13 protein-coding genes are annotated in these 11,160 nt (G+C 70.6%); 8 read left to right on the plus strand and 5 right to left on the minus strand.

All coding sequences use genetic code 11. The features are described from left to right. Positions 1-8 precede the first annotated feature (8 nt). Entirely contained in the window at positions 9-998 is a 990-nt protein-coding gene (thiL, locus tag EER34_RS10450; protein WP_127474594.1) for a thiamine-phosphate kinase, read from the plus strand. A 29-nt stretch (positions 999-1,027) separates the two neighbouring features. Here the strand turns inward: thiL and rsmD are convergent, their stop codons facing one another. Further along, positions 1,028-1,603: a 16S rRNA (guanine(966)-N(2))-methyltransferase RsmD gene (gene rsmD, locus EER34_RS10455; protein WP_127474596.1), complete on the minus strand. Its 576-nt coding sequence runs from the start codon at positions 1,601-1,603 to the stop codon at positions 1,028-1,030. A gap of 22 nt (positions 1,604-1,625) precedes the next feature. Next, the gene (locus EER34_RS10460; RefSeq protein WP_127474598.1) at positions 1,626-2,210 is read right to left on the minus strand and encodes a 1-acyl-sn-glycerol-3-phosphate acyltransferase; all 585 of its coding nucleotides are present in this window, start codon (positions 2,208-2,210) and stop codon (positions 1,626-1,628) included. Between the two features lie 74 nt (positions 2,211-2,284). On the opposite strand from EER34_RS10460, the gene EER34_RS10465 reads away from it, so the two are divergent. The 6 genes from EER34_RS10465 to mutM all read left to right on the plus strand — a co-directional run bounded on the left by EER34_RS10465 (position 2,285) and on the right by mutM (position 7,423). After that, on the plus strand, positions 2,285-4,447 hold the full coding sequence (locus EER34_RS10465; protein ID WP_127474600.1) for an ATP-dependent DNA helicase RecG: 2,163 nt from the start codon (positions 2,285-2,287) through the stop codon (positions 4,445-4,447). Between the two features lie 13 nt (positions 4,448-4,460). Then, complete coding sequence (gene coaD / locus EER34_RS10470) at positions 4,461-4,958, plus strand: pantetheine-phosphate adenylyltransferase (protein WP_127474602.1); 498 nt, start codon at positions 4,461-4,463, stop codon at positions 4,956-4,958. Positions 4,959-5,019: 61 nt separating this feature from the next. Beyond that, a complete protein-coding gene (locus EER34_RS10475) occupies positions 5,020-5,574 on the plus strand; it encodes a YceD family protein (RefSeq protein ID WP_127475618.1) in 555 nt (184 codons plus the stop codon). 2 nt (positions 5,575-5,576) lie between these two features. After that, on the plus strand, positions 5,577-5,786 hold the full coding sequence (gene rpmF / locus EER34_RS10480) for a 50S ribosomal protein L32 (RefSeq protein ID WP_055965500.1): 210 nt from the start codon (positions 5,577-5,579) through the stop codon (positions 5,784-5,786). A 16-nt stretch (positions 5,787-5,802) separates the two neighbouring features. Continuing rightward, complete coding sequence (gene rnc / locus EER34_RS10485; RefSeq protein ID WP_127474604.1) at positions 5,803-6,504, plus strand: ribonuclease III; 702 nt, start codon at positions 5,803-5,805, stop codon at positions 6,502-6,504. Continuing rightward, the gene (gene mutM / locus EER34_RS10490; RefSeq protein WP_127474606.1) at positions 6,497-7,423 is read left to right on the plus strand and encodes a bifunctional DNA-formamidopyrimidine glycosylase/DNA-(apurinic or apyrimidinic site) lyase; all 927 of its coding nucleotides are present in this window, start codon (positions 6,497-6,499) and stop codon (positions 7,421-7,423) included. The genes rnc and mutM overlap by 8 nt, the downstream gene beginning before the upstream one ends. Before the next feature lie 27 nt (positions 7,424-7,450). Here mutM and EER34_RS10495 read toward each other — a convergent pair whose 3' ends face one another. From EER34_RS10495 to EER34_RS10505, 3 genes are all read right to left on the minus strand, one after another. After that, positions 7,451-8,551, minus strand: coding sequence for a GNAT family N-acetyltransferase (locus EER34_RS10495; protein ID WP_127474608.1), 1,101 nt, complete (start codon positions 8,549-8,551; stop codon positions 7,451-7,453). Next, positions 8,548-9,627, minus strand: a complete 1,080-nt coding sequence (locus EER34_RS10500) for a GNAT family N-acetyltransferase (RefSeq protein WP_205791564.1) — start codon at positions 9,625-9,627, stop codon at positions 8,548-8,550. The genes EER34_RS10495 and EER34_RS10500 overlap by 4 nt, the downstream gene beginning before the upstream one ends. Before the next feature lie 80 nt (positions 9,628-9,707). After that, positions 9,708-9,962: a hypothetical protein gene (locus EER34_RS10505; RefSeq protein ID WP_127474610.1), complete on the minus strand. Its 255-nt coding sequence runs from the start codon at positions 9,960-9,962 to the stop codon at positions 9,708-9,710. A 508-nt stretch (positions 9,963-10,470) separates the two neighbouring features. Between EER34_RS10505 and EER34_RS10510 the strand changes: the two genes are divergently transcribed. Beyond that, the gene (locus EER34_RS10510; RefSeq protein WP_127474612.1) at positions 10,471-11,118 is read left to right on the plus strand and encodes a hypothetical protein; all 648 of its coding nucleotides are present in this window, start codon (positions 10,471-10,473) and stop codon (positions 11,116-11,118) included. The last annotated feature ends 42 nt before the right edge of the window (positions 11,119-11,160 follow it).

The raw sequence follows: 11,160 nt of genomic DNA on the forward strand, positions 1-11,160 counted from the left end.
GTGGGGGGATGAGTGCCTCGGATCCGCGCGTCGGCGACCTGAGCGAGGGTGCGATCCTCCGCGGCATCCTCGAACGGCTGGGCGCGTCCCATGCCCCGGTGGGTCCCGGAGACGACGCCGCCGTCCTCGACGCTCCCGACGCCCGCGTGGTCGCCACCGTCGACACCCTCGTCCACGGGCCCGACTTCCGGCTCGCCTGGTCGTCGGGCTTCGACCTGGGCTGGAAGGCCGCCGCCGTCAACCTGGCCGACGTCGCCGCGATGGGCGCGGTTCCGACCGCGCTGCTGGTCGCGCTCGCCATGCCCGAAGACATGCGCCTGTCGTTCGTGACCAGCCTCGCCGACGGCCTCCGCGCCGCTTGCGACGAGCTCGCCCCCGGCTGTGCGGTGGAGGGCGGCGACCTCACCGTCTCGGACACCCTCACCATCGCCGTGACCGCGCTCGGATCCCTCCACGGGATCCCGCCGGTGAGGCGCTCGGGAGCGCGCCCCGGCGATGTCCTGGCCGTCGCGGGGACGCTCGGGCGGGCCGCCCGCGGCCTCGGGCTGCTGTTCGCGCGATTCACGGATGCCTCGGGCGAGCCGGTCCCGATCGATGCCGTCTTGCTCACCGAAGAAGAGCGGGCCGACGTGGCGGTGCAGCTGCGGCCGGCACCGCCGGTGGGCCTCGGCCCGGTGGCGGCCCGTGCGGGGGCGACCGCGATGATGGACGTGTCGGACGGACTCGTCCTCGACGCCTCCCGGCTGGCCGATGCATCCGGCGTGACCGTCGAGGTCGACTCCGCGGCGCTCGGGCCGGACCCGGCTTCGACGCTCACGGGGGGCGAGGATCACGCACTCCTCGCGACCTTCCCGTCCGGCGCGGCGCTGCCGGACGGCTTCCGCGCACTCGGCCGGATCATCGCGCGCAGCACAGACGCGGTGCTGATCGACGGTCACCCGCACGACGGCGCCGGGGGATGGGACCCCTATCGCGATTGGGACGCCGGCCGGGGCTGACGGCCTCGGGGGTCGACGGCCCGCCGCGCTCAGTCCTCGGCCGGCGGCGCCGTCGACGACCACCACAGCGTGGTGTCACCGTAGCGCTTCGACCGGTCGGCGACGAGCCCCGCGGGAAGCGTGGGCTCCGGCGAGCGCTTCGCCCGCTCGACGACGATGATCGCGCCCGGAGCGAGCGAGCCGGTCAGGAGCTCGAGCACGTGCGTGAGCTCGGACTCCGCGAGATCGTAGGGCGGGTCGATGAAGACGAGGTCGAAGGGGCCCCGGGCGATCTGCAGGTAGGCGACGGCGGATGTCCGGTGCACCGCGGTCGGGGCATCCCGCCCGATCGCCTTGGTCACGCGCGTCGTGTTCCGCTGGATGACGGATGCCGCGCGCGGCGCCTTCTCGACGAGGTCGGCGCTCCGCGCACCTCGGCTCAGGGCCTCGAGTGCCAGTGCGCCGGATCCCGCGTACAGATCGAGCACGGCGGCGCCGCGCAGCGCGTCTGCGGACTCCAGAGCTCCGAACAGCGACTCGCGAACGCGGTCGCTCGTCGGGCGGGTGCCGGCATCGGGGACCTCGAGCGTCAGGGAGCCGGCACGGCCGGCGATGATGCGCGTCACACGCCCACGATAGCCGGGCCGCTCACGCGGCGGCGGGCGAGGAGTCCTCTTCGCGCAGCCGGGGCTCGGTGCGGTACTCGGGCCGCAGGCCGGACTTGTCGGCGTAGAACGCGCGGATGACGTCCATGTCGGCCTTGACGTCGCCGGTGAGCTCGATGGTCGGGCCGAGGCCCGTCGTCATCGTGGTGCGGTCGACGTAGCCGAGCGTGACGCCCAGGCCGGTCTCGCGCGCGATGCGGTAGAAGCCCGACTTCCAGTACGCGCCGGCGCCGCGCGTGCCCTCGGGCGTGACTACGAGGCCGAACCTCTCGCCGCCGCGGATGCGGGCCACGACATCGGCGACCACGCTCGACGGGTCGGAGCGGTCGACGGGGATGCCTCCGAGCCGGCGCATGATCGGTCCGCACCAGCCGCGGAACAGGCTCGACTTGCCGAGCCACCGGACGGGGATTCCGAGGCGCCACGCGATGCCGAGCATGAGGAGGAAGTCCCAGTTCGACGTGTGGGGGACGCCGAGGAGGACGGTGGGGCGATCGGGAGCCGGCTCCGAGGACAGCGTCCAGCGACTGCAGGCCCAGTAGACGCGGGAGACGAGTCGTCGGAGCATCCGGCTACCGTACGACACGCGCCTGGGGCAACGCCGACAGTGGCGAGGTCGCCGGTCGAATCTAGACTCTTGGCATGCCGTCGTTCACGCTCGAGTCGCGCCTGGACGGCGCCGTAGGCGGAAAGACGGCGTCCGCGCTCGACCGTGCCTTCGGCATGCGCACCGTGGGCGACCTGCTCTCGCACTACCCCCGCCGCTATGCCAAGCGCGGCGAGCTCACGCCGATCTCGTCGCTCCCCGTCGGCGAGGCCGTCACGATCGTGGCGGAGGTGCGCCGGGCGAGCGAGCGCCGCATGCAGAACCGCAAGGGATCGATTCTCGAGGTCGTCATCTCCGACGGACAGGGCGACCTCTCGCTGACGTTCTTCAATCAGTCGTGGCGGATCAAGGACCTCGCTCCCGGGCGGCGCGGGATCTTCGCCGGAAAGGTGGGGGAGTACCGCGGCGCGAAGCAGCTCGCCCACCCCGACTACGAGCTGTTCGACGACGAGGAGACGGCCCGCCTCACGGCGGAGGCGAACGCGAACCTGCCGATTCCGATCTACCCGGCGACGAGCACGGTCGCGAGCTGGCAGTTCAAGAAGATCGTCGATCTGGTCCTCGACGGTCTCGGTCCTGTGCCCGACCCGCTGCCCGACGAGCTCCGCGCGCGTCATGGCCTGCTGGAGGCGCGCACGGCCGTCGAGCGGATCCACCGCCCCGAGTTCGAGGACGAGATCGAACCGGCCCGTCAGACGCTGCGCATGCACGAGGCCTTCGTGCTCCAGGCCGCGCTGCTGCAGCAGCGGGCGTTCGTCCGCGCTCTGTCGGCGACACGCCGTGCGCCGGGCTCGCTCCTCGAGCGGTTCGACGAGGCGCTGCCGTTCCCGCGCACGCCCGACCAGATCAGCGTCGGCGAGCAGGTCGAGCGCGATCTGCAAGGCGATTGGCCGATGAACCGGCTCGTGCAGGGCGAGGTCGGATCGGGCAAGACGCTCGTGGCGCTGCGGGCGATGCTGCAGGTGGCGGAGAGCGGCGGACAGTCCGCCCTCATCGCGCCGACGGAGGTGCTCGCCGGCCAGCATCTGCGGTCGATCGCCCGCGCGCTCGGGCCCCGGCTCGCACCCGAGCTCATGCCCACGCTGCTCACCGGACAGATGCCGGCGGCCGAGCGCCGCAAGGCGGCGCTCCGCGTCGCGTCCGGGCAGGCGCGCATCGTCGTCGGCACGCACGCGCTGCTCAGCGAGAGCACGACGTTCGCCGACCTCGGCCTCGTCGTCGTCGACGAGCAGCACCGGTTCGGAGTCGAGCAGCGCGAGTCTCTGCGGGCCAAGGGCTCCTCGCCGCACGCGCTGGTGCTCACCGCGACGCCCATCCCGCGCACGGTGGCGATGACCGTGTTCGGCGACCTCGACGTGTCGACGATCCGCACGATGCCGGCGGGGCGTGCGGGCATCCAGAGCTTCGTGGCGCCCCTCGCCGAGAAGCCGGCGTGGTTCGGCCGGGTCTGGGACCGCATCGCCGAGGAGGTCGCGCAGGGCCGTCAGGCGTTCGTGGTGTGCGCCGCGATCGACGCGGAGGCGCTGACCAAGGACGACACCGCCGACGAGCCCGTGGGTGACGCGGAGGTCGAAGGCACCCGCACCCGATGGGGCGTGGTTCAGGTCGCCGACCTGCTGTCGCGGCATCCTGCGTTCTCGGCGATCAGGGTCGAGATGCTCCACGGCAAGATGCCTTCCGACGAGAAGGATGCCGTGATGCAGGCGTTCGCGCGCGGCGACATCGACGTCCTCGTCGCGACGACCGTCGTCGAGGTCGGCGTCGATGTGCCGAACGCCTCGACCATGGCGATCCTCGAGGCCGACCGGTTCGGGGTCTCGCAGCTGCATCAGCTGCGCGGCCGCGTCGGGCGCGGCGGCGTCCCGGGCCTGTGTCTGCTCGTGACGGAGTCAGGCGCGGGGTCGCCTGCACGCCAGCGCGTCGAGGCCGTCGCCGCGACGCTCGACGGGTTCGAACTGGCCGAGGTCGACCTCGAGCTGCGCGGCGAGGGCGATGTGCTCGGCGACGCCCAGTCGGGCGCCCGGTCGTCTTTGCGGCTGCTGCGGGTCGTCAAGGACGCCGATGTCATCGCCGAGGCGCGGGTCGCCGCGGAGCAGGTGCTCGACGACGACCCGGCACTGGTGCGGCATCCGGGACTGGCGGCCGCTCTCGAGCGTCGCGTGGGCATCGAGGAGCGCGCGGCCCTCGCGAAGAATTGAATAGGCTGGCCCCATGAACAGCCGGATCGCCGTCGTCCCCGGGTCCTTCGACCCGCCGACCCTCGGTCACCTCGACGTGATCCGCCGCGCGGCCTCGCTCTACGACCAGCTGCACGTACTGGTGGTGCACAACCCGGGCAAGGAGGCGATGCTGCCCCTCGCGCAGCGCCTCGCGCTGCTGGAGCAGTCGATCGCGGAGAGCGACATCGAGGGCGATGTGGTGATCGCCTCGTGGAGCATGGGGCTCCTGGTCGACTATGCGACGGATGTCGATGCCGGCGTGCTCGTCAAGGGCATCCGGTCGCAGGTCGATGTCGCCTACGAGACGCCGATGGCGATCGTGAACCGCCACCTCGCGCACGTCGAGACGGTCTTCCTGCTCCCGGATCCGGCGCACGCCCTCGTGTCGAGCTCGCTCGTGCGTCAGGTCGCCTCGCTCGGCGGAGACGTGTCGCCGTTCGTCCCGCCGGCCGTGGCGCGATTCCTCGACACGGGCGCGCGAGAGGTCTGACCGCTCCCGGTCCCCGCACAGCGGGGCCCCACTACGATGGGTGATCGTGGCCAGACAGCATGTGACGGGTCCGTTCGTGATCCGCGTGAAGGACATCGTCCGCAGCCCGGGGGAGATGCGTGAGCATGCCTTCGAGGTCTCCGCTCCCGAGAAGTGGGGCGAGGGTCTGGTGTCGGTCGACGCCGGCGTTCCGATCGACCTCGACGTCCGGCTGGAGTCGGTGCACGAGGGGATTCTCGTGTCCGGAACCGCCGAGACCGAGTACGCCGGCGTCTGCGGGCGCTGCCTCACCGACATCGCCGAGGGGGTCGAAGTCGAGTTTCAGGAGCTTTTCGCGTATCCTGGAGAGGAAGCAACTGACTTCGAGGTTCAAGACGACCACGTGGATCTTGAAACTCTGGTCAGGGATGCGATTGTCCTGTCGCTTCCGTTTCAGCCGGTGTGTCAGCCGGATTGCCCCGGCCTTGATCCGGCCACGGGTGAGCGGATGACCGAGAACACCGGATCAGAGCAGCGCGAGCCCCTCGATCCTCGCTGGGCCGCGCTCCAGGACTACACCACAGACCACGACGAAGAAGCACCGCGCCTCCGCGTCGAGAACACAGAAGAGAGCTAGCCATGGCAGGTAACCCCCCGAAGCGGAAGGTCTCCCGCTCGAACACCCGCTCGCGTCGCGCGCAGTGGAAGGCGGCGCCCATCACGCTGACCACCACCGTCGAGAACGGCAAGACCGTCTACAGCCGTCCGCACCAGGCGAAGGTCGTCACCGACTCGCAGGGCACCGAGCTGTTCCTCGAGTACAAGGGCCGCAAGGTCGCCGACGTCTGATCGCCCTCCCGGCGACATGACCGACGTCATGGATGAGCGCCTCGCGCTCACCGAACTCACGCAGAAGCTCGGGGTCGAGATCGACCCCGAGCTTCTGTCGCTCGCGCTCACGCATCGTTCGTGGGCGTATGAGAACGGGCAGGTGCCGCACAACGAGCGCCTCGAGTTCCTCGGCGACGCCGTGCTCGGCCAGGCTGTGACGGTGCTGCTGTTCACCGGACATCCCGAACTCGAAGAGGGCGCGCTCGCCAAACGGCGCGCGAGCGTCGTGTCGACGGTAGCGCTGGCCGAGATCGCCCGCGGCATCGGGCTGGGGGAGCACCTCAGACTCGGCCGCGGCGAAGACCTCACCGGCGGTCGCGACAAGGACTCGATCCTTGCCGACACGATGGAGGCGGTCATCGGTGCGACGTACCTGTCGACCGGTCCCGAGGCGGCGACCCGACTCGTGCTGAGCCTGGTCGAGCCCCTCCTGGCGAACCCGGAGCGCTACGGCGCGGCCATGGATCCCAAGACGAGCCTGCAGGAGCTCGCGGCCCGTACCGGCGCCCAGCCTCCGGTGTACTCCGTGTCGTCGACCGGCCCCGACCACGACCGCAAATTCACCGCGACCGTCGTCGTCGGCGATGTCTCGGCCGAGGGCGTCGGATCGAGCAAGAAGCAGGCCGAGATGGCCGCGGCGCTGCGTGCGTGGCAGGAGCTCAGCGGGCGTGCCTGAACTGCCCGAGGTCGAGGTGGTCCGTGCCGGCCTCGCCCCCGCGGTCACCGGCGCCACCGTGCTGGGCGTCTCGGTGCTCGACGAGCGCGCGCTCACCCGCCACGAGGGCGGGGGTGTGCAGTTCGAGGCGGCCCTGACCGGCCGCGTGATCCGCTCCGCCGCCCGTCGCGGCAAGTTCCTGTGGCTTCCGCTGGAGCCGACCTCGGGCGACGGCGCCCCGACCGACGCCGTCGTCGGGCATCTCGGAATGAGCGGGCAGCTGCTGCTGCGCGTCCCCGGAGCCGCGCCCGAACGGCACGAGCGCGTGCGGATCGACCTGGTTCACCCGGAGCACGGCGAGGTATCGGCGGTGTTCGCCGATCAGCGCACCTTCGGCTCTCTCGCGATCGACGAGCTCATCCCGACCGGTGACGGAGCGCCCGGGGGCTGGGGGAGCGACGAGGCATCCGTTCCCCGCCAGGTCGCGCACATCGCGCGCGATCCGCTCGACCCCGCCTTCTCGGACGCGGGATTCCGCCGCACGCTCGCGCGCAAGGGCTCCGCGGTCAAGCGCGTGCTGCTCGACCAGACCGTGGTCAGCGGCGTCGGGAACATCTACGCCGACGAGTCGCTGTGGGCCGCGAGGATCCATCCGGAGACGCCGGCCGCAGCGCTGTCGACCCGCGCTGTGAACCGGCTGCTCCACGAGGTGCGCCACGTGCTCGAGAAGGCTCTGGCCGAAGGCGGCACGAGCTTCGATGCGCAGTACGTCAACGTGAACGGCCAGGCGGGCTACTTCGCGCACTCGCTCAACGCGTACGGGCGCACAGGCGAGCCGTGCCCGCGCTGCGGACGCCCTATCGTGCGGGTTTCCTTCACCAACAGGTCGAGTCACTTCTGCCCGCACTGCCAGCGCGGACCGCGGCATCCGTCCCCCTGAGAGAGCGGATGCCGCGGCCCGCCGCCGTCATCCGGCGAGGACCTTCTTCCATGCCCCCGCGTAGGAGGCAGGAACGAAGCCGATCGCCTCGTTGATGTCGAGCATGTGCCGGTTCTCCTCGGCATTGAACGTCGACACCCGCGGAGACTCCGGTACGAGTCCGCGCCACCGCAGCAGGTTCGCGCACTTGACCACCGTGCCCAGCTTGTGGCCGCGGTGCTCCTTGAGCACGAGAGTGCCGTACTGCGACGTCGCACCCGTGTGATCCTCGGCGATGACGAGCTCGTTGTACGCGGCGATCGTCCCGGTGGGAATGTGCTGGACGGCCGCGACCGAGACGGTGAGTCCCTGCGCCCGCTGCCGGGCATCCCGTCGCTCGACGCGCGCTGCGTCCCAGTGCTGCTCGTCCACGACCATCCCGCCCGTCGGCGCATCCGTCGACATGCGCGACATCGCGTAGGCGAAGCCGTCTCGGTGCTCGGCCGGGGTCGGAGCCGTCCAGGCGACGATGCGGTAGTCCGGACCCGCGGCCTCGATCGCCTCGTCGAGCATGCGCTCCACGAGGGCGAAGTCGCCGGTGAGGTCGAACACGCTGTTGCGCTCGACCTGCTCCAGCGTGAAGCCGTTGTCGATCTGGAACACCGTCTGCCGATCGCGCGCAGGGACGGAGCCCCATCCGGTCGGCGGCTCGAAGTGCTCGCCCGGCTGGCCGGGCCGATGCAGCGTCCACGTCTGGATCGTCGCGAGCCCGCGCTCGCGCGCCTCGCGCTCGACCTCGGCGAGGAGCAGCTCCTCGGCGCCCTGGCCCCACATCGGCGGATCGATCATCAGATCGAACTCGACCGTCGACGCATCCGGCTCGTTCGAGACCATCAGCTTCACGACCCCGAGGATGACGCCGTCGCGCTCGACGGCGAAGGCCCGCTGGGTCCAGTCGGTCTGGTCCTGCATGAAGCCGAGCATCTCGTCGGCGTCCTCATGCAGGTAGTCGTGCCCGGCGTCGTTCAGGCACACCGCGTTCGCGATGCGCACCATCTCGAGGAACGGCCCGGCGTCGGCGGCGTCCACGGATTCCGGGACGATGATCGGGCGGACGGTCAACGTGCCCGCCTGGGCGAGATCGGTCATGACAGCACCTTCTTCCATGCGCCCTCGTACGCGATCGGGGCGAACCCGATCGCCTCGTTGATGTCGAGCATGGGGCGATTCTCCTCTGCGTTGTAGGTGATCACACGGGGTGAGTCGGGCGCGATCTCGCGCCACGACAGCAGACCGGCGCACTTGACGAGCGTGCCGAGCTTGTGACCGCGGTGCTCCTTCAGCACGAGCGTGTCCTCCTGATGGCTCGCCTCCGTGCGGTCCTTCCCGACGACGAGCTCGTTGAAGGCGCACAGCTCTCCGGTCTCGATGTGCTGCGCGGCCGTCACCTGGATGGTGCGGCCCGAGTCGGTGTACTTGGAGTCGTGCTCGGCGATGCGCGCGGCATCCCACTTCTCCTCGTCGAACTCGAGATCCGCGGACGGTGCGTCGGTGACCATGCGGGACTTCATCCACGCATAGCCTTCGGCGAACTCCGCCGGCGTCGGCGCGAACCACTGGACCACGCGATAGCCGGCCGACGCGATCTGCGCCTCGGCGAGCAGCCGCTCGACCGTGTCGAACGGAGCGGTGAGGTCGAAGGCGCTGTTGCGCTCGACCTGCTCCAGCGCGTAGCCGTGGTGCTGGAAGAACCGCGCGGCGTGGTCGTCGGGGATGTCGCCGAACCCGGTCGGCGGCGCGAGCCGCGGTCCTGGCGCGGCGGGATGCTCCGCCCAGGCCTGGAGCACGGTGCGGCCGTTCTCCCGCGCAACGCGCTCGATGACCTCGTATGCGGCGGAGCCGACGCCACGACCCCAGGTCTCGCGGAGCAGTTCGATGAGCCAGAACGCGACCTTCGAGTCGTTCTCCTTCGGGAGGTCGATGCCGACACGGCCGATGATCGCGCCGTCCTCGACGATGACCCACATGAGGCGCTGCTCGTACTCGTTGGGCTTGAAGTGGGGGAGCAGCTCGTCGGCGGCGATGCCATGGTCGTCATGACCCGAGATCTGGCGGTAGACGAGGTTGCGCACCCGCACCATCTCGACGAAGTCGGCGGCGTCGGGCGCATCTATGGACTCGGGGACCACCAGCGGGCGGAACTCGATGTCGGTGAGTGTGTTCATGATCGTGCGTCTCTCGGTGTGGGGAAGTTCATGCGGGAGGGGGTCCGTCGCCCGATTGCGGGCGACGGACCCGGTGGCCGTCACGGCCGGGGTGCGAGGAGGGCCTCGCGGAGGTAGCCGTGCTCACGGGACGCGGTGGCCGTGTGAGCGCGACGCGCGCGAGCGTGACGCTCGCGGTCATCGGTGAGTCGCGGGGTCCTCGTGCCCCAGATCAGCAGTCGCAGCCCGAGGTGGAGGGCGATGCGGTCGGTGAGCGAGGTGCGGGTGTCGCGGCTCGGGAGCCGCAGCGTATCGGGGATGCCCGAGGGGCGCTGCGGCGCATATGCGGTATTCATGAGTGTTCTCTTCCGGATGGAGGGGTGGTGGATGCCCGGAACCACGCGCGGTCGGGCGGGGATGTCATGCCGCAGCACGACGGGACGATGGCAGGAAGATGCGCTCAGCACCCGGAATCGGGGCGGCGCAGGAGGATCCAGCCCTCGAGAGGGCAGAGCTCTCCCCTGCGGGGATCAGCCGGCGGTGTGAACGCAGGCGTTCTGGAACGTGCCGAAGGAGCGGGTCCCCGGCGCGAAAACACGAGTCGCATCGCCGGTGGGGGCGGTGACTCCAGTTGTGTTCATCAGCATCATTTCGGGGACCTCCTTTCTCTACTTCAGACGCGAGGAGTGACACTAGCGCGGTTTCGCAGGCGGCGTCAAGCGTTCTCGCAGATTCGGTCGACGACGGGCGTGTCGCCCGCGACGTCCCGCGGCCTGTGGACAGTCAGCGGAGGCCGCGGCGCGGCTCTGCTAGCGTGCTCGGGCCCGGCATGCGCCGGGCCTCGCACGAGAAGAGAGACCCGCGTTGGCAGAGCCCACCGAACCCGCCGTCGATTCCGTCCAGGACGCCACCGGCGCAGCCGCGCCGGTGCACGGCGAACTCGCCGCCGCCGAGAGCGATGTCCGCGCCGTCGACGACGCCGCGGCGCCCGTCGCACCGACCGTCGGCGAGGATGCCGAAGCCGCAGTGACCACCGCGTCCGAGCAGGGACCAGAGCGCGTCGGGCGCGGCATCCTGCTCTCGCTGCTGCTGATCCCCGCCGGCGTCATCGCGTGGACCGTCATCTGGCAGCTCGGCTTCATGAGCGCGATCGTGGCCTTCGGCGTGGCCGTGGGCGGCGCGTGGCTCTACCGGCGCGGCTCGGGCGGGCGCATCGGCCCGGTGGGCATCGTCTCGACCATCGTCGTCACCATGGTGACGCTGGTCCTCTCGTTCCTCGCGGGCCTTGTGACCGACCTCGCGACCTTCCTCGAGATCGACATCTGGACGGCCATCACGTCGCCCGAGTTCTGGGACCTGTACTTCCTGAACATCTTCGATAGCCCCGAGCTGTGGAGCGAGCTGACCGGCGACATCCTGTTCGCCCTGCTGTTCGCAGCGCTCGGTACGTTCAGCGTCTTCTGGAACCTCGCGAAGGCGGCGAAGGCGGCGAAGCAGGCCGGCGCAGTCTGACGCGGCGGTGCTTCCGGGAGTGATCCGCGTGCTCCGGTAGCC

Source organism: Microbacterium sulfonylureivorans, from assembly GCF_003999995.1.
Lineage (GTDB): Bacteria > Actinomycetota > Actinomycetes > Actinomycetales > Microbacteriaceae > Microbacterium > Microbacterium sulfonylureivorans.